This window comes from Prevotella multiformis DSM 16608 (assembly GCF_000191065.1).
In the GTDB taxonomy this organism is placed as follows: domain Bacteria; phylum Bacteroidota; class Bacteroidia; order Bacteroidales; family Bacteroidaceae; genus Prevotella; species Prevotella multiformis.
Genome location: NZ_GL872283.1, coordinates 1556212 through 1575485, shown reverse-complemented (window position 1 = coordinate 1575485; position 19274 = coordinate 1556212). Strand labels below are relative to the sequence as shown.

The following is a 19274-nucleotide window of genomic DNA, read 5'->3' as shown; positions in this document are numbered from 1 at the left end:
AAGCCCGATTTGCCTGATAAGGCAGACAAGTCCAATACAAGAAAATATGTACGATATCAACAAAGTCCGGGATTCTTTCCCGATTCTCTCCCGCACGGTTTACGGCAAGCCGCTGGTTTATCTTGACAACGGCGCCACCACGCAGAAACCGCTCTGCGTGCTGGATGCCATGCGCGAGGAATACCTCAATGTGAATGCCAACGTACACCGTGGTGTACACTGGCTGTCGCAACAGGCAACCGACTTGCATGAGGCTGCACGTGAGACGGTACGGAAGTTCATCAACGCGCGTTCCGCAAATGAGGTCGTCTTTACCCGCGGGACGACGGAGAGCCTGAACCTCGTTGCCTCCAGCTTCACAGAGGGCTGCATGAAGGAAGGCGACGAGGTGATTGTCTCCACGATGGAACACCACTCCAACATCGTCCCCTGGCAGCTGCAGGCACAGCGCAGGGGGATTGTCCTGAAGGTGATCCCGATGACAGAAGAAGGCGTGCTGGACCTGGACGCATACCGAAAGCTCTTTACAGAGCGCACACGGCTTGTGAGCATTACCCATGTCAGCAATGTCCTCGGAACGGTCAATCCCGTCAAGGAGATGACACGCATTGCCCATGAACATGGCGTATCGGTCATGGTGGACGGCGCGCAGAGCGTACCCCATTTCGCCGTCGACGTACAGGAACTCGACTGCGACTTCCTCGCCTTCAGCGGGCACAAGGTCTACGGCCCGACGGGTGTCGGTGTGCTTTACGGCAAGGAGGCGTGGCTCGACAGGCTGCCGCCTTATCAGGGCGGCGGCGAGATGATCGGACACGTGAGCTTCGAGAAGACCACCTTTGAGCGGCCACCTTTGAAGTTCGAGGCCGGGACTCCTGACTATGTCGCCACACACGGACTAGCCAAAGCTCTCGACTATGTTTCTTCGCTGGGCATGGACAATATCCTTTCCCACGAACAGGATCTCACCCGGTATGCCCTCCGGCAGCTGCGTACCGTTGAGGGCATACACATCTACGGACACAGTAACGGCAGCGGTGATGCCGTCATCAGCTTCAATGTCGGCAATATCCATCCCATGGACCTCGGCACACTGCTCGACCAGCTCGGCATCGCCGTCCGCACGGGTCACCATTGTGCTCAGCCGCTGATGGACCGGCTTGGCGTCCTCGGTACTGTCCGGGCATCGTTCGGACTTTACAACACACGTGAGGAGGTCGATGCTTTGGTAGCCGGCATCAAGCGGGTTTCTGTAATGTTTTAGGGGGGGTAAGCGGTGATAGGCGATGATAGGCGTTTATAGGTTCTCATTAACGCTTATCATCGCCTATCACCGCCTACCCCTATCCCCCTTTATTCTTATCCTTTATGCTGAAAAATCATCATTATCAAGATCTTGTTGAAGCCGGCTGCGACGAAGCCGGGAGGGGCTGCCTTGCCGGAAGCGTTTATGCAGCAGCGGTCATCCTGCCGCCCGGCTACCGGAACTGCGAGCTGGACGACTCCAAGAAGCTGACCCCCGGAAAGCGTTATGCCCTCCGTGAAACCATTGAGCACGATGCCCTTGCCTGGGCTGTGGGAATCGTCACACCCGAGGAAATCGACAGGATCAACATCCTCAATGCTTCTTTCCTCGCCATGCACCGTGCGCTGGACCAGCTCAAAGTACGGCCGGAGGCAGTCATCGTGGACGGCAACCGCTTCACTCCCTACCGGAAGCTGCCCTTTGCCACCATCGTCAAGGGCGACGGTAAATATCTTTCCATAGCGGCGGCTTCCATCCTCGCCAAGACTTACCGGGATGATTATATGTGCTCACTGGCAGAAGAATATCCACAATACGACTGGCAGAAGAATATGGGCTATCCCACGAAGAAGCACCGGCAGGCGATCCGGGAGTACGGCATCACCCCTTATCACCGGAAAAGCTACAACCTGCTGGGCGACACGCAGCTGTCTTTCGACTTCTGATGCCGGAGGGAGAAAAAAGCCTCCTGCCGGGAGTGCCGTCCTTCAGGTCTGTACTTCTTGTCAGAACCCGGCGGCAGCCGGAATGGTCGGCAGCCGTCGGGAATGCGGTTCCCAGCCGTTGGGAATACGAGTCCCGGCCGCTGGGAATGCGATTCCCACACGGTTGGGAATGTCATTCCCGACGGCCGGATGCGGCAGGTCGGCCTGCGGGCAAGGACGGCGACCGTTGCCGCTCCTTCCCGATACTGTCGCCGGCCTCCCCCCTCTTCCGTCGTCCGCCTGTCTGTGCATGTTCCGTTCAGTGTGCCGCCTTCCGACTGTAAAGCGGATGGTGGCATTTGGTAGATGTCAGGTGGATTTATCTGTCAGATTGTACGGATGTGTATTACATACAATATAAAATGTTCGTGTTCACTTTTGAATGCGAACATTTTGCTTTCTGTGACGTTTCTTGTCTTTTTTCACGGCTGAACACTTAATTAATGTGAAAAAACAAAACTTATGTTTACATTCGTTTGGATGTTAAAAAAAACTATGTTAGCTTTGTAACCTGACGAGAATACCCTTCTTGCCGGAACCTGACGATTGGTTTTGTGAATTTTACCAGTTGCAATGAGACAAACAGAGTATATTTATTGTTAACAAAAAAGCGATTTTATGAAAAAAAGACTAACCATGTTTTTAGCCGTGTTCTTCCTCTGTATGGGAACAGCACTGGCGCAAACAGAGATTAGCGGAACCGTAATCTCTTCGGATGACGGGCAGCCCGTAGTCGGTGCGTCTATCCTCGTGGTAGGGACGCAGACGGGAACCGCGACGAACATAGACGGGCATTTCTCGTTGCCTGTCAAGGCTGGTTCTAAGATTACAGTGTCCTACATCGGCATGAAGACGCAGACGCTGACGGGTAAGGCACACATGAAAATCACGCTTGATCCGGACGGGAAGGTGATGGACGAGGTGATGGTCGTTGCCTTCGGTACGCAGTCCAAGGCCTCATTTGCCGGTTCTGCAGCCGTTGTCAATTCCGGTGACTTGAAAAAGAAGATTACTACCAATGTGGCTGATGCGCTCATCGGGTCGGTCCCGGGCTTGCAGCTGACAGGCGGATCCGGTGCTCCCGGTGCTGGAAATGCGAACATCCATATCCGTGGTATCGCTTCTCTTTATGCTTCTACAGATCCGTTGATCATCGTCGACGGTGCTCCTTATCCTGCTTCTCTGAGCAACATTCCGCAGGACGACATCGAGAGCGTTACCGTTCTGAAGGATGCCTCCTCTGCTGCTCTTTATGGTGCACGCGGTGCGGCAGGTGTCATACTGATTACAACGAAGAAAGGCAAAGGCAAGGCAAACATCAATGCTGAGATGAAGTGGGGTGCGACGAGCCGCAGTATTCAGGACTATGACGTGTTCACGGATCCCGGCGAGTTCATGGAGGCTTACTATTCACAGTTCTTCAACTATGCTTTCTACAAGCAGGGTATGACACGTGAACAGGCTAATAAGTGGGCGAATGATAACATGATCACCAATCGCAGCTTCGGATTGCAGTATAATCCATATACACTTCCCGCCGGTGAGAATCTTATCGGGCTTGATGGTAAGTTGAATCCGAAGGCGACCCTCGGACGCGCTTACGAATATAATGGTACAAAGTACTACCTCCAGCCGGATGACTGGAAGGATGAGGCATACCGCCATGGATTCCGTCAGGAGTATAACATCAATGTAAGTGGTGGTGATTCCAAGATGAGCTATTACTCGAGTGTAGGTTACCTGAAAGAGAAAGGTGTACTGGAGAACTCCGGATATGAGCGGTTTACGGCTCGGTTGAAGGCGGACTATCAGGCTACCAACTGGCTGCACCTCTTGGCAAATGCCGGATATGTGCATTCTGACCGTGAGTCGAATCCTAATCTGAGCGATACCAAGACCGATGCGGCTAACCTGGGTTATTTCACTCAGTATATTGCTCCTATCTATCCTGTCTACGTCCGTACACTGGATGCAAACGGTAATCCGGTGATTGCTACAGATCAATACGGTCACCCGAAATATGACTTCGGTGTGCCGGCAACAAACTATCCGGGCATCGGGGCCCGGCCTTTCCTCAGTACAGGTAACCCGCTGGGCGCGAACAGGTACAACAAGCAGAATACCATACTCGATCAGTTGCAGGGACAGTTCAACTTTGATGTTACGCTGACTCCGTGGCTGAAGTTCAATTCGATGAACTCCATCACCCTTTTACTGACGCGTTATTCTTTCTATGAGAATCCTTTTATCGGCGGTGCAGCTGCGGACAAGGGGCGCATTAATAAGGATGCCGGGGTCAGCTACCGTTGGAACTATGTCCAGACGTTGACGGGGCATAAGGCCTTCGGCCTGCATGATGTCCAGCTGATGGTAGGACATGAGTGGTATAAGTCTAATTATAACTATCTGGAAGCATTGGCTCGTGGTGGCTTCTCACCGGATATCAAGGAAATCAATGCGTTTGCAGATCGTTATGACAGCTATTCTTATCGTTCCATCTATAATGTGGAAGGATATTTTGCCAATTTGCTTTACAACTATGACCAGAAGTATTTCGCACAGGCTTCTTTCCGTCGTGATGCTTCCAGCCGCTTCGCAAAGAAAAACCGTTGGGGTAACTTCTGGAGCATTGGAGGAGCGTGGATTCTCAGCAAAGAAAAGTTCTTCCAGGATCTGAATGCCAAGTGGGTTGACAATCTGAAGTTTAAAGTCTCTATCGGACAGCAGGGTAACGATGGTATTCCTGATTTCAACTATGTCGACCGTTACAGCCTGGTACGTGGTGAGAAGTCGATGTTGCCTTCGTTCACTTCCATTGGCAATCCTGACATTACCTGGGAGACGACTACCAACTTCAACCTCGGTCTTGAATTTGCACTCTTCCAGAATCGTTTGAATGGTGAGTTCAACTGCTATACCAAGAAGACAACGGATATGCTTTTCTGGCTGGGTGTTCCGGAGAGTGTAGGTGTACGGGGTTACTATGGTAACATTGGAGACATCCGCAACTCAGGTGTCGAGTTTACGCTCGGCGGAGACATCATCCGTACGAAGAATATTGTATGGAGTGCTTCGGCGAATATTTCTCACAACCGTGCAAAGGCTTTGAAGCTCGACCCTACCAAGATTGCACAGTATGGCGGATTCTCACAGACGGATGTCAGTGCAGGATTCAATATCCCGATGTGGTACGCAGAAGGTCAACCACTCTACAATGGAATGATGGCTGATTATGCCGGTGTGAATGAAAAGGGACAGCCGCTTTACTGGGTTGACGAGGACATCTACAAGGAGTTCAAAGCCGGCAGGCTGTCAAACAGTAACAAGCCGGGAACGAAGCATTCTTTCACAACGACGGATTGGAGTGAGGCTACGAATTATACCCATGAGATGTTACCGGCTGCCAATGGCGGCTTCACTACGACACTGAGAGTTTACGATTTTGACCTCAATGCTACATTTGACTATCAGATCGGCGGTAAGATCTATGATTTCGGCTATGCTTCGCTGATGAATAATGTCAGGACAAAGGGAGACGGATCAAATCTGTCCAAGGATATATTGAAGTCTTGGACTCCAAACAATACTTCCACCGATATTCCACGTTTCATGTACACGGATCCTGACTTGAATGCACAGTCCACGCGTTTCCTTACGAGTGCGCGGTTCCTCAATTTCCAGTCGTTTACGGTCGGTTATACTGTTCCGGCAAAACTGGTCCGTAAGTTGATGCTGAGCAAAATCCGTCTTTATGTACAAGGACAGAACCTTTGCTTCTGGTCTGCCCGCAAGGGACTTGATCCCCGCTTCAGCTTCCAGGGAACATCTCACTCGGGTGTCAATTCCTATGCGCCTGTACGTACAGTCATGGGCGGTCTGCAGGTTTCTTTCTAATTAACAAAAAGAATATGACAATGAATAAGATTTTTTCAACAATACTCCTGGCGGCTTTAGGCACTTCTGTGCTTACGGGTTGTATCGAAGAGGTAGAGCCGCAGAGCAATGTCGCTTCACTGGATCAGGTGGCGAGAGCTCCGGGTGCCTTTGATAACATGGTCAGCGCACTGACAACGAACCTCAGCGGAAAGAGAACGTATTCTCCCCGCAGAAACAACGTGTGGGATTTCGGCTATACGGCGTTCTTCCTTACCCGTGATGTTGAAGGACAGGATGTCGTGCCGGCAGGTGCCAATAATCATATTACTGCCTGGTACAACAACGTCAAGTACCTGGCATCTGGTTATGCCGTTACCCAGTTCCCATGGACCTGCTACTATTCGTGGATTACTGACTGTAACAACGCCATTAAAAGTGCCGGTGCTTCGGGATATAAAGAACCCGAAAACGCAAAAAAGGCTGGTACAGGTATTGCTTATGCGATGCGCGCCATGTTCTATCTGGACTTGGTACGTATGTATGCGGCAAAACCTTATTCGGTTGATCCGAAAGCCTTGACAACGATTAAGGCTGATGAGTTGCGTACATTGCAGGAGGCTACTCATAGTGAGCGTATGACTTGGGAGGAAGCTTTCGATTTCATTCTGAAGGATCTTGACGCAGCAGAGAAGTATCTTGCGAACTATAAGAGATCGGACAAGTATACTCCTGATATCAGTGTCGTTTACGGCCTCAAGGCACGTACCTATCTTGAGAAGCAGGACTGGGCGAATGCCGAGAAGTATGCCAAGCTGGCACAGCAGGGCTACACGATGATGAGTGAAAGCGAGTTTTTGAGCCGTGACAATGGTTTCAACAAACCTAACAGTTCCTGGATGTTCGCTACACAGTTCCTTCCTACCGACCCCAATATCAAAGGGAATGACGGTGACGACTCCTGGGGATCTGTAATGATGATGGAAGGCGGATTCGACGGCGGATATGCCTCTTCATACGGTGGTGTGATGGTGATTGACCGTCATCTCTATTCTACGATTCCCAGTACGGATTTCCGTCGCAAGTGCTGGGTGGACTTCTCTTTGGACGGCATGAGCAAAGCGGCTGCCATCAACAAGCTGGGAGACTACTCTAATTATCCCGATCGCGTCTACAAGTCAGGGATGGAATACTCCAAATACGGTCTTGGCGGTTTGTCTTTGAAGTTCCGCAATGCAGCGGGGAAAGCTGATGTCAAGTACGATGCCTGGTGTGTATCAGTCCCTTTGATGCGTGTTGAGGAAATGAAGCTTATCGAGGCTGAAGCCGCAGGGATGCAGGATGAAGCACGTGGTAAGGCGTTGTTGGAAGCATTTGCCAAGACGCGAGACCCGCAGTATGTGTATGGCAAGCATACAGATGCTTATTACAATGTCAGTACGTCTCTTTTCCAGAACGAAGTCTGGTGGCAGCGCCGTGTAGAGCTTTGGGGTGAAGGTTTTGCTACTTTTGATATCAAACGTCTGAACAAGGGCATTATCCGCAGTTATGCTGGAACCAATCATCTTGAAAATGCGCGCTGGAATACGAAGGAACTGCCTAACTGGATGGTCTGGGCATTCGTGGGAACAGAGTCTGACAACAATGGAGGTATGACTCGTAATCCTGATCCGGTTCAGCCTGCCGCCGACTCTGATCCGTATGTTTTCTAAGCAATTGACGAATATAAAAGCAAAAGATTATGAAGAAATACATTAAGAGTTTACTGTTACTTGCCCTTGCCGCCGTTGTTTTTACGGGCTGTAAGGAAGAGTATGGCACAGAGCCGGGCAATGACGGCACACCCGTTGGAACGGTTTATCAATACAAAGTCGGAGATGGGTACAATGCCGATAACGACTGTCTCTTCCGTGTAGCGACCAATGCTGCTGTCAGTGAAGTATATTATCTGGCTGAACTGAAGTCGGCTAAGGAAGCACGTAAGATGACAGAAGGTGAATATGCCGACTATGTCGTTGCCAATGGAAAGAAAGTTGACGTGAAGCCTTCTGATTACAAGGATGTCTATGTTACGGACCTGCACGGACTTTATTCCATAACCGTTGTTGCGGTGAATGGTGGCACGAAGACTTCGCAGAGTATCGACTTCGAGGGGCTTGACTACAAGGCTTTTGGTACAGGAACATATACCTCGGAAATGTTCGGCAATATCGGTACCGTCAATGTCGAGTATTCAGAAGTGGGCAATCGCTACCGTATCAAGGATCTGTGGAAACAGGGACATGGCTTCTCTTTCAGCCCGAACGGAAGTAAGGTGACAGTCTATCCTTCTTCCATGGAGACGGGGGTTACTCATTCGAAGTATGGAATGATCAGTGCAACAGACCAGGGAAGTACTTATGACGAAGGGACAAAGACATTCACTTTCAATTTCAATTTCACGGTTGCTGCAGGCTCTTTCGGCCCAATGCAGGAGGTTCTGGTCTTGAACAAGTAAGGTTTGAAGACGAATGATATTGACTCTCTGTACAGGCTATATGCCTGTACAGAGAGTTTTTTCATGTTAAGACAATTAATGGCCTTCCGGTACGTTTAGTACTATACAGGATAAGTGTTATTTATGAGATTTGACAAACTAAAGAAGCAGTTAGGGCTGTTGATACTCTTGTCGGACGGTCGCAATTATACGGTGGACGAACTGTGCGAGAGGATGGAACTGTCACGGAGGAACTTCTATTATCTGCTTGACTTCATCAAGCACGCCGGCTTCATCGTCTTCAAGCATGAGGGGTTTTATCATATCGACCGCCGTTCGCCCTTCTTCACCCAGCTGCTGCAGGCCATCCAGTTCACGGACAATGATGTCAGGACGATCCATAGCCTGCTGACGATGGCTGGCGACAACAGCATGATGGTGAACCGGCTGCGGCGGAAGATAGAGAGTGCCTATGCCCTTTCCGTGTCTACCCACTCTTCCATCCGGCGGCAGGTGGACAGCAAGCTGAAAGTTCTCAGGAAAGCCATGGAACATAAGCGGATGGTGCGCCTGGTCGGCTATTCCAGTCCGCACAGCCATACCGTGAAGGACCGTATCGTCGAACCTTTCCTCCTGCTGCATGATGATCAGGATGTGCGGTGCTACGAACTGCTGTCCCATGAGAACAAGACCTTCAAGCTCTCCCGGATGGAGAGGGTGGAAGAGGTGGATGTCCCATGGCTGCATGAGGACCAGCACCGTCAGGTGTTTACCGATATATTCATGTTCTGCGGCGAGGACCGCCATCGGGTGAAGCTTCGGCTGGGACAGTTGTCGCACAATCTTTTCATAGAGGAGTATCCGCAGGGGGAATATCTTGTGACGCCTGACGGCGACGATACCTGGCTGCTGGACATAGAGGTCTGTGACTATCGGGGGCTGGGACGGTTTGTCCTTGGCCTGTTCAAGGATATTGAAATCGTAGAGGATGACGGGTTCAGGGAGTATATGAGAGAAGAGATAAGAAGCCTCACCCCCGGCCCCTCTCCGAATGGAGAGGGGAGTGGTCAGCGGTGAGGGAATGCTTAGCTGTTTTACATCACAGCCTATCCTCGTTTATCCTCGCTGATTGCCCATCTTCGCCTATCCCTGCTTATGCTCGCTTATCTCCGCCCATCCCTGCTTATGCTCGCTTATCTCCGCTTATCCCTATCTTCGTTTATCCACGTTTATCATCGCTTATCATCGCTTATGCCATTCCCGCTTATCCTCGCTTATGTCCATCCTCGCCTGCCACATCCCCTCCTTTGTAGGGGTTTGGGGAGGCCTTAGCCCTATTTAATGATTTATATGACAAAGAGACTTTTACAGCTACTGTTTTTGATTATCGGCCTGTCCGTCCATGCACAGCAACCGTGCTGGGTGGGGACATGGGCCTGTGCTCCGCAGACTGTCGACAAGACATTCATGCCTTACAACAACCAGATGAGCGACCGGTCAGTACGACAGATCGTGAAAGTCAGTATCGGCGGCAGTGTCATCCGTCTGCAGCTGAGCAACGAGCTTTCTTCGGAACCGCTTGAAATCACGAGCGTCTATATCGCAAGGGCTGGAGTCGGATCTGTCATCCGGCAACATTCGGCAAAGTACCTCCTGTTCGGCAAGAAGCGGCGAGTGACGGTTCCTGCCGGGAAGGCGGTCTTCTCGGATGCGTTGAAGTTTGCCCTGCATCCCTTGGAACGTGTCGCCATCACGGTCAACTACCTTAAAGCTCCGAAAGAGCCTACCGTCCACATGGGGTCGCGTACCACCTCCTATGTACTGAGAGGTGTGACGAATGCTCATACCGACTTTTCGACTGCTTTCAAGGAAGACCATTGGTTCAATATCACTGCCCTCGATGTACTGGATGCTACGGCCTCCAGCATAGCCATCCTTGGCAACAGCATCACGGACGGCAAGGGGAGCACCACCAATGCCCAGAACCGCTGGCCCGACTTCCTGTCGGCTGCATGGAACGGCAATGCCGCTTCCGGCAGTTCCAGGACCGGCAGGACGGGAGTCCTGAACCTCGGCATCGGAAACAACCGTATCCTCACCGTAGGTTTAGGGCAGCCCGGAAAGGATCGGTTCGACCGGGACATACTGGGACAGCGGGGACTTCGTGCAGTCGTCATCTTCGAGGCGATCAACGACATCGGCACATCGATGAATCCCGACGAGACGGCACGCCAGCTGATAGAGGCCTACCGCCAGATGGCAAGAAAGGCTCGTCTGCGCGGACTGAAGGTCTATATGGGGACGATAACACCGTTCAGAGGCTGTAAAGTCTATTTTACGGAAGCACGTGAGAAAGCACGGAAAACGGTGAATGAATGGATCAGAACAACACGTGAAATCGACGGTTTCATCGATTTTGATGCCCTCATGCGTGACCCTGCCGCCCCGGATCAGTTGCGGCGTGAATGGCATATCGGCGACTGGCTGCATCCCAATCCGGCCGGTTACAAGGAGATGGGGGAGTATGCGGCGAAGAAAATGTAAAGAAAGGACTGTACGGTGAAACCTGAGGGCATGCCCCCTTTGTGCGTCATTCCCCTTCAACGGGAGGTGGCGCATTGTCTTTGAAAGGCAAGTCTCCCTTTCCCCTCAATAAGTTATGCTGGTATTGGACAGTATAATCCCCTTTCTTCCGCAAAAGAAACATTTACCATCACGCTTTTGGGCAGCATAACGCCTCCCTCTGCACGTTTCCCTTTTCCGGCAACAGACGGTATGCTGTACCCTCACCGCACAACCGGGAAAAGGGCAGACCCATCCATCCGCAATGGATCAGTCTGCCCTTTCCGATTTCCTCAAAGCCTGCTGACGGCCTGCGCCGTCTGCCGCTATTGTTTTTCCTTGTAGATGACGTTGTTGGCTCCGCTGGTAAAGTTCAGTGCCTCAGGATGCTCGGCGACGAAACTCTCGATGTGCCGGATACGCTTCTCCTCAAAGATTTCATCGACGGCAATGAGGATGCCTGTCTCCTCCACATCGCCGAAACCATAATTGATGGCTGTTCCAAAGAGCTTCATCGTCGGCGAGAGATTCATGTAAGCGTTGACCAGAGGCGGGATGTTGTACCCCAGCTCACGGATTTCACGGTTCAGTATCTTGTAGTCTTCCTTGAAGTCCCTGCCTTTGAACAATGCGTCCAGTTCCGCCTCGGGAGTGTCGATTTTCAGCGGTTTGATCGGTAGAATGAGGTTGTCCTTGTCATCAAAATACTTCTTCAGGAAATAAAGGATCATGTCTCTTCCACGACGGATATAAGACGGGTACATCGTCATCTTCCCAAAGAAATACTTACAGTCAGGATTCAGGACCGTCAGTGCGCCGAGACCGTCCCAGAGGTTGTCGAGTGCGAAGATGCTCTTCGAGTTCCGCCTCACGTTCTGATATTCCAACGAGACGAACGAGCGTCCCAGCTCGACCGTGTAGGGAGCATATTCCTTCATGAACCTGTCAGAGAAACGGAACATGTGGCTCGTCGCCAGCACAGGCTGCCCGTCCGGTCCGGTTTCCCAGTCGCTTCCGAAAATGTAACGGTAGCCTCCGATGATTTCTTCCGCTTCCGGATTCCATACAATCAGCTGCCGGCAGCAGTTTTCCATCGTGTCGAACTCATCGATATCCATCGCCTTGCCCGTACCGCCCCCTGCCGTGCGGAACGCGATCTCACGCAGCCGGCCGATTTCCTTCATCACGTCGGGAGCGTTCTTTGCCGTCACTACGTAAATCTCGTTATGGCTCTTGTTGGTCATACGGAGCATCCTTTCAGGAGTCAGTTCCTTCTTGAGCAGCTCCTTACTGATGGGTTGGATGATTTCTTCTTCCATATTCTCTATCTGTTCTTTATGCTTTCTCTCTGTCGCTTCCGTCCGTCCGTCCTCCTCCAGTGTGCGGAGTCTATTTCCCCGCACCGGAACCTGCCATTTCGTACACCTTGTCCTCGACGAATTTCGCCCATTCCATCGGCGTCCGGCTTCTGTCGAAAGTCTGCCAGGGAATGGGTTTGCCGATCACGACCCGGAATGTTTTCCCAACGTTCCTGTACATTTCATCGACAAGGAAGAGCATGGCGATATTGATTTTCCGGACATACCGGTCGCTGAAATGCGCGATGCGGTAGAACCGTTCGGAGTTACGTCCTCCGAAGAAGATCGGCACCACGTCCCGATGATACTCCACGCTCTTGGTGATGAACGTCTTTTTCCATGCTATGTCGTGAATCCGTCCGTTGATTTTCCGGCTGTTCAGTCCGGCAGGAAACATCAGCATGTGGTTGTCGCTCCGGAAGCCTGCCTCCACCATGCGTGGGAAATCGCGGCTCTGCTTCCCAGTCTTGTTGATGCCGATGCACACCGGTTTCAGCCCTGGAAGATTCAGCAGCAGGTCGTTGACAAGATAGCGGAACTTGCCGTCGTAATGCCTGCCGATGATGGAGCCGAGCGCAACCCCGTCCTGTCCGCCGAGCGGATGGTTGGAGACGAAGGTGTAAAGCCTGCCGTCATCCTTGTCAGGGAGGTTCTCCAGCCCTTCCAGCTGCAGTGTCATGTCCAGATAGCGTACGCAGGCTTCCAGCCATTCCGTGCCCGACAGTCTGCGGTTCTCCCACAGAAACAGGTTCACCTCGTCCTCGTGGATGATGTGCTTCAGCCAGTTCACGGCAAAGCGGGGTACGAATTTCGCCTTCGCACCCATTTTGTCTTCCAGAATCCTGTCGATGTCTATGGTCTTTTCTGCTTCGCCGCCCATCTTCTCAAATGTCTTCTAATAATCTGCAAAAATAACGAAACGATTTGGAATAGCCCTCCTTTTTGCTGAAAAATATGTATCTGAACGGAAAAAAAGCAAGTAGCAGCTGCTTTAAAGAAGCATGACTTGGGAAATGAACCGTTAATTTTCACAAAAAAGGAGAGCACTCCTAAAAGTATGTGGGGAACGGTGGGGATATGTGGGGAAAAATGTGTAACTTTGAAGCCTGTTAGTGTTTTACAGAGAAGTACGCATGAGGTTTCTGGGAAATATCGAGGCAAAAACAGATGCAAAGGGCAGGGCTTTCCTGCCTGCGGTCTTCCGCAAGGTGCTGAACGCATCGGGCGAGGATTCGCTCGTCCTGCGCAAAGACATCTTCGAACCTTGTCTCGTGCTTTATCCCGAGTCGGTATGGAACGAGCGCATGGACACGCTCCGCAGGCGGCTGAGCCGCTGGAACCGGCGCGACCAGATGATTTACCGCCAGTACGTGACCGACGTGGAAATGATTACGCTGGACGGCAACGGGCGGTTCCTCATACCGAAACGCTACCTGAAACTGGCGAACATCGACCAGCAGGTCCGGTTCACGGGAATGGACGATTGCATTGAAATCTGGTCGAACAGCGAAGGCGGCACGCCGTTCATGCCGGCTGAAGAGTTCAGCAAAGCCATGGAGGAGGCCATGGGAGCAGACGGCTTTCCCTTCTCCGGCAGCCACCTGCCGGACGGCCGCCCAGACACCACAAACGAACCCGCCGCATGATCAGAACAGCAGAGGCTTATCACGTACCGGTACTCCTCGACGAAAGCATAGAGGGACTGAACCTGCACCGGGGGGGCATCTATGTGGATGTCACCTTCGGAGGCGGTGGGCACAGCCGGGAGATCCTGTCACGGCTTGACGGCGGCAGCCACCTGTACAGTTTCGATCAGGATGCCGATGCCGAACAGAATACCGGCAGGATGGGGCTAAGCGGCGAGCAGGTCTCCCGCTTTACGTTCGTCCGCTCCAATTTCAGGTATCTCAAGAACTGGATGCGTTATTACGGCGTAGACAAGATAGACGGGCTGCTTGCCGACCTCGGAGTCAGCAGTCATCACTTCGACGACGAGACACGGGGCTTCTCCTTCCGCTTTGAGGCTCCGCTCGACATGAGAATGAACAAGCGGGCAGGACAGACGGCTGCCGACATCCTCAACGAATACGACGAGGGGCGGCTGGCGGACATATTCTATCTCTACGGAGAGCTGAAACAGTCGCGCCGCATCGCCGCCGCCATCGTCAAGGCGCGGGGGCAGCAGCCGTTCAAGACGACACACGACCTGCTCGCCGCCGCAGAGCCGTTCTTTCCACGGGCACGTGAGAAGAAAGACCTGGCAAGGATGTTCCAGGCTCTCCGCATCGAAGTGAACCACGAGATGGATGCCCTCCGGGAGATGCTGCTGGCCGCCACCGAACTGCTGAAGCCCGGCGGGAGACTGTCCGTCATCACTTACCACTCACTGGAGGACCGGATGGTAAAGAATATCATGAAGTCCGGCAACATTGAAGGAAAGGTGAAGCAGGACTTCTTCGGACGCATTGAGACCCCTTTCCGGCTGGTCAACAACAAGGTTATCACTGCCACTGACGATGAACAGGAACGCAACCCACGGAGCCGAAGTGCAAAACTTAGAATTGCAGAAAAGAAAGCAAATGAATGACGAGAACGACAAGAAAGAACCGGATGTAACGGCGCGTCCCCTCCCGGAAGGACAGCCGACAGCCGCCGGCGAGCACATAAGCGTCACAGAGCCACTCATGGAAACGGAGATGACGGAAGAGGTCCTGCAGGCTTCTTTCAGTGAGGAAGATGGTCGGCCACAGACCGGATCCGCAGGCCGGAGAAAGAAAAAGGAAGAGGAAAAGAAACAGAAAGAAGAAGAGAAGAGAAAAGAGGAAGAGGAAGAAGTAAGGGAACTGAAAGCCGCCATTGCCGAACAGGCCCGCGAAGACGAACAGCCGCAGTCGTCGAATTTCACGCTGAGGAAGATCTTGGGCGGCGACATCCTTTCCGCACGGCTGTTCCGCAACAATATCTGGCTGATCATCACAATCGTCCTGTTTGTGATTGTCTACATATCCAACCGGTACAGCGTACAGAAGTATCTGATAGAAATCGACAGGCTCAATACCGAGCTGGAAGATGCCAAATACCGTGCGCTGTCAAGCAGCAGCCAGCTTACGGAGAAGACACGGGAGAGCCACATCCTGGAATTGCTGAAGGACAGGAAAGACAGCGTGCTGAAGATGTCCGACCGTCCACCTTATATAATAAACGTTCCCGAGAAATAAGATATGAGCAAGTTCAATAATAGCAAAATCATGCCCCGTTACAGTGCCATAGCCATCGTTATGTCACTCGTCGCAGTCGCAGTGATAGGCAAGACCGTCTACACCATGACCGCCGGCAGATCCTATTGGATGGAGGTGGCCGCCTCGCAGAAGAAAGACAGCGTGACGGTGAAGCCTACCCGGGGCAACATCCTCAGCTGTGACGGACAGCTCATGGCCAGTTCGCTGCCCGAGTTCAAGGTATACATGGATTTCAATGCCCTCAAGGAGGCGGGCAACGATACGGCCTTTGTCGACAGCATCAATTACATCAGCAAGGGACTGAACAACATCTTCCCCGAGAAGTCGCCGGCTTACTTCAAGCAGCGCCTCATGGAAGGTTTCCACAAGATGAGCAAGCACTGGCCCGTCTGGGATGAGCGCATCGACTATAACACCTTCAAGGAAATACAGAACCTGCCGATATTCCACCTGTCCAAGTACCAGAGCGGTTTCCACTGGGATGAGTTCAATGCCCGCCGCCGTCCCTTCGGCTCGCTGGCCCAGCGTACGGTAGGCGATATGTTCGGTGCGAAGGACACGGCACGCTGCGGACTGGAACTGTCCTACGACTCTATCCTCCGCGGTACGAACGGCATCATCCACCGCCGCAAGGTACGCAACAAGTATCTGAACATCACCGACACGCCTCCGGTCGACGGTGCCGACATTGTGACGACGATCGACGTCAGTATGCAGGACCTGGCCGAGCGTGCCCTGCTCGACGAGCTGCGGGAGCCCAATGTAAACGGAAATGTCGGTGTCGCCATCGTCATGGAGGTGGGCACGGGAGACATCAAGGCCATTGTCAACATGGACAAATGCAGTGACGGCAAATACCGGGAGGTGAAGAACCATGCCGTAAGCGACCTGCTGGAGCCAGGATCCGTCTTCAAGACCGCCTCCATCATGACCATCCTCGACGACGGTCTCGTCGATACCACCTATACGGTCGAGACCGGCCCGGGCGTATGGAACATGTACGGACGTGACATGAAGGACCACAACTGGACACGGGGCGGCTATGGCACACTGACGCTGCCCTGGACGCTGAAATACAGTTCCAACATCGGGGTCAGCCGCATCATCGACCTGCATTATCACAAGAACCCGGAGAAGTTCGTCCAGGGAATCTACGACTTAGGTCTGGCGACCGACTTCCATGTGCCGATCGTGGGCTATTCCCCTGCAAAGATCCGCATGCCCCACAAGAACCGCCACGGGCAGTACGACAACTGGAGCGCCACCGCCCTGCCCTGGATGAGCATCGGTTACGAGACACAGATTCCGCCCATCTCCACCCTCACGTTCTACAATGCCATCGCCAACGGCGGAAAGATGATGCGTCCGCGCTTCGTCAAGCAGATCGTCAAGAACGGAGAAGTCCTCTATGACAATCCGCCGCAGGTCGTAAAAGAGCACATCGCCAAGGAGAGCACCATCAAGGAGATTACCCGCATCCTGACCGAGGTCGTCTCGGAAGGGCTCGGCAAGAAGGCCGGTTCAGACAAGTTCCTTGTTGCTGGAAAGACGGGTACGGCGCAGATGTCGAAGGGCGCGCTGGGCTACAAGAGCGGCGGCACCAGCTACCTGCTCAGCTTCGCAGGGTTCTTCCCTGCCGACAATCCCCGTTACAGCTGCATCGTCTGTATTCAGAAGACAGGGCTTCCGGCCTCCGGCGGCGGCATGAGCGGTGTCGTCTTCCATCATATAGCCGAAGGCATCATGGCGCAGAGCCTGAAGCTGAATGTGACGGATGCACGCGATTCCTCGTCCATTCTGATTCCCTCGGCGAAGACCGGCAACCTCCTTGCGACAGACTATGTGCTGAACTGTCTCGGTTTCAACGTCACCAACGGCTGGAACGGTGCTTATCCGTTCGGCAACCCTGTATGGGGGACGGCGACGGAGAACGGCAAGTCGATCACTTTCCACAAGGAGGCTTCCCTCAAAGGCGGCCGTGTCCCCAATGTCCGTGGCATGGGCGCCCGCGATGCCGTCTATCTCATGGAGAAACACGGAATCAGGGTGAGCCTCACGGGGAGGGGCAGGGTCATAGAACAGAGCCTTGCACCGGGAGACAGGTTGGCAAGGGGCATGAAATGTTCCCTCAGACTGGGTTGACGGATTGCAAGGAGCATGGAATGATCCCCGGACAGGACAAAGAAGAAGACACTGTACAGAACATCAAGAAAGAACAGAACGAAGATATGAAACTAAGCGAATTACTCAGGAACGTCAAGCCCATCGCCATCCATGGCAATGCGGACGTTGAAATCAAAGGCGTGAACATTGACAGCCGAAGGATTGAAGACGGTCATCTGTTCGTCGCCATGAGGGGAACACAGGTGGACGGACACCGGTTCATCGGCAAAGCCGTCGCACAGGGGGCGGTAGCCGTCCTGCTCGAGGACATGCCTGCTGTGATGGACGAGAAGGTCACCTACGTGCAGGTCGCCTCCACCGAGGAGGATGCCGGCAAGGTCGCCACGGTGTTCTACGGCAATCCGTCACGCAGGCTGAAGCTCGTCGGAGTAACGGGAACGAACGGAAAGACGACCGTCGCCACCTTATTATATAATATGTTCCGCAAATTCGGGTACAAGACAGGTCTGCTTTCCACCGTCTGCAACTACATTGACGACAAGGAAGTTCCTGCCGACCACACCACGCCCGACCCCATCGAACTGAACTGTCTGCTCTCCAGAATGGTGGATGCCGGCTGCGAGTATGCCTTCATGGAATGTTCCAGTCATGCTATCCACCAGCGGCGCATCAGCGGACTGGAGTTCGCCGGGGGCATCTTCACCAATCTCACGCGCGACCATCTCGATTACCACAAGACCTTCGAGAATTACCGGAATGCCAAGAAGATGTTTTTTGACGGACTGCCGAAGAACGCCTTTGCTCTCACCAATGCCGATGACAAGAACGGCCTGTTCATGGTCCAGAACACCAAGGCCGCCGTCAAAACCTATTCCATCAAGCGCATGGCCGACTTCCGTGCGAAGATCTTAGAGTGCCACTTCGAGGGAATGTACCTCGAAATCGAGGGGAAAGAAGTGGGAGTGCAGTTCATCGGGAAGTTCAATGTCAGCAACCTGCTTGCTGTCTATGGGGCGGCGATCCTGCTGGGCAGGCAGCCGGAAGAGATCCTCGTTGCCATGAGCACCCTGAAGAGTGTCAACGGCCGTCTCGAACCCATCCAGTCGCCGGAGGGCTTCACAGCCGTCGTCGACTATGCGCATACACCTGATGCGCTGGCGAATGTTCTTGCCGCCATACACGACGTACTCGACACCAAGGGCGGGCACGTCATCACCGTCTGCGGAGCCGGCGGCCATCGTGACAAGGGCAAGCGTCCGCTGATGGCACAGGAGGCTGTCAAGCAGAGCGACACGGTCATCCTCACAAGTGACAATCCGCGTGATGAGGATCCGCAGGCGATCATCGACGACATGCTCTCAGGCCTCGACGCCGCCCAAAGAAAGAAAGTGCTCACCATCGTCGACCGTAAAGAGGCGATCCGCACAGCTGCCATGATGGCGAAGAAAGGAGATGTCATCCTTGTTGCGGGAAAAGGGCACGAGAACTACCAGGAAATCAACGGGGTGAAGCACCACTTCGATGACCATGAGGTTATCCGTGAGATTTTCGGGATATGACAGGGGAGCATCGGCTCTGGCAGTACTGGCAGCCCTGACGAGACCAGCGACTCTAACAGAGATAGATAGGCTG

The 19274-nt window shown here is 53.0% G+C and carries 15 protein-coding genes; 12 read left to right on the top strand and 3 right to left on the bottom strand.

Translation table 11 applies throughout. The annotated features are described in order from the left end of the window. The first annotated feature begins 46 nt into the window (after nucleotides 1-46). Nucleotides 47-1264, top strand: coding sequence for a cysteine desulfurase (locus HMPREF9141_RS11865; RefSeq protein ID WP_007369013.1), 1218 nt, complete (start codon nucleotides 47-49; stop codon nucleotides 1262-1264). Between the two features lie 104 nt (nucleotides 1265-1368). After that, on the top strand, nucleotides 1369-1971 hold the full coding sequence (rnhB, locus tag HMPREF9141_RS11860) for a ribonuclease HII (RefSeq protein WP_007369012.1): 603 nt from the start codon (nucleotides 1369-1371) through the stop codon (nucleotides 1969-1971). A gap of 60 nt (nucleotides 1972-2031) precedes the next feature. Here rnhB and HMPREF9141_RS11855 read toward each other — a convergent pair whose 3' ends face one another. Next, nucleotides 2032-2262, bottom strand: coding sequence for a hypothetical protein (locus HMPREF9141_RS11855; RefSeq protein WP_007369011.1), 231 nt, complete (start codon nucleotides 2260-2262; stop codon nucleotides 2032-2034). A gap of 366 nt (nucleotides 2263-2628) precedes the next feature. Between HMPREF9141_RS11855 and HMPREF9141_RS11850 the strand changes: the two genes are divergently transcribed. From HMPREF9141_RS11850 to HMPREF9141_RS11830, 5 genes are all read left to right on the top strand, one after another. Continuing rightward, on the top strand, nucleotides 2629-5904 hold the full coding sequence (locus HMPREF9141_RS11850) for a SusC/RagA family TonB-linked outer membrane protein (RefSeq protein ID WP_007369010.1): 3276 nt from the start codon (nucleotides 2629-2631) through the stop codon (nucleotides 5902-5904). Nucleotides 5905-5924: 20 nt separating this feature from the next. Further along, nucleotides 5925-7595 (top strand): RagB/SusD family nutrient uptake outer membrane protein, encoded by a 1671-nt coding sequence (locus HMPREF9141_RS11845; protein ID WP_040554891.1) that lies wholly within the window; start codon nucleotides 5925-5927, stop codon nucleotides 7593-7595. 29 nt (nucleotides 7596-7624) lie between these two features. Continuing rightward, a complete protein-coding gene (locus HMPREF9141_RS11840) occupies nucleotides 7625-8380 on the top strand; it encodes a hypothetical protein (protein ID WP_007369008.1) in 756 nt (251 codons plus the stop codon). 123 nt (nucleotides 8381-8503) lie between these two features. Beyond that, on the top strand, nucleotides 8504-9436 hold the full coding sequence (locus HMPREF9141_RS11835; RefSeq protein ID WP_007369007.1) for a helix-turn-helix transcriptional regulator: 933 nt from the start codon (nucleotides 8504-8506) through the stop codon (nucleotides 9434-9436). 264 nt (nucleotides 9437-9700) lie between these two features. After that, the gene (locus tag HMPREF9141_RS11830; RefSeq protein ID WP_007369006.1) at nucleotides 9701-10903 is read left to right on the top strand and encodes an SGNH/GDSL hydrolase family protein; all 1203 of its coding nucleotides are present in this window, start codon (nucleotides 9701-9703) and stop codon (nucleotides 10901-10903) included. 344 nt (nucleotides 10904-11247) lie between these two features. Here HMPREF9141_RS11830 and glsB read toward each other — a convergent pair whose 3' ends face one another. Together glsB and glsA are read right to left on the bottom strand one after the other, a co-directional pair. Further along, nucleotides 11248-12240: a glycine N(alpha)-acyltransferase GlsB gene (gene glsB, locus HMPREF9141_RS11825; protein WP_040555117.1), complete on the bottom strand. Its 993-nt coding sequence runs from the start codon at nucleotides 12238-12240 to the stop codon at nucleotides 11248-11250. Between the two features lie 70 nt (nucleotides 12241-12310). Further along, nucleotides 12311-13159, bottom strand: coding sequence for a lyso-glycine lipid O-acyltransferase GlsA (gene glsA / locus HMPREF9141_RS11820; protein ID WP_007369004.1), 849 nt, complete (start codon nucleotides 13157-13159; stop codon nucleotides 12311-12313). Between the two features lie 253 nt (nucleotides 13160-13412). On the opposite strand from glsA, the gene mraZ reads away from it, so the two are divergent. The 5 genes from mraZ (at nucleotide 13413) to HMPREF9141_RS11795 (ending at nucleotide 19201) form a co-directional block, all read left to right on the top strand. Further along, nucleotides 13413-13925 carry a division/cell wall cluster transcriptional repressor MraZ gene (mraZ, locus tag HMPREF9141_RS11815; protein ID WP_007369003.1) on the top strand — a complete coding sequence of 171 codons (513 nt, stop codon included), beginning with the start codon at nucleotides 13413-13415 and terminating at the stop codon, nucleotides 13923-13925. After that, nucleotides 13922-14866, top strand: a complete 945-nt coding sequence (gene rsmH / locus HMPREF9141_RS11810) for a 16S rRNA (cytosine(1402)-N(4))-methyltransferase RsmH (protein ID WP_007369002.1) — start codon at nucleotides 13922-13924, stop codon at nucleotides 14864-14866. The genes mraZ and rsmH overlap by 4 nt, the downstream gene beginning before the upstream one ends. Further along, nucleotides 14859-15497, top strand: a complete 639-nt coding sequence (locus HMPREF9141_RS11805; protein ID WP_007369001.1) for an FtsL-like putative cell division protein — start codon at nucleotides 14859-14861, stop codon at nucleotides 15495-15497. The genes rsmH and HMPREF9141_RS11805 overlap by 8 nt, the downstream gene beginning before the upstream one ends. A gap of 3 nt (nucleotides 15498-15500) precedes the next feature. Further along, nucleotides 15501-17660, top strand: a complete 2160-nt coding sequence (locus HMPREF9141_RS11800) for a PASTA domain-containing penicillin-binding protein (protein WP_007369000.1) — start codon at nucleotides 15501-15503, stop codon at nucleotides 17658-17660. Nucleotides 17661-17746: 86 nt separating this feature from the next. After that, nucleotides 17747-19201 carry a UDP-N-acetylmuramoyl-L-alanyl-D-glutamate--2,6-diaminopimelate ligase gene (locus HMPREF9141_RS11795; protein WP_040555116.1) on the top strand — a complete coding sequence of 485 codons (1455 nt, stop codon included), beginning with the start codon at nucleotides 17747-17749 and terminating at the stop codon, nucleotides 19199-19201. Nucleotides 19202-19274: the final 73 nt, after the last annotated feature.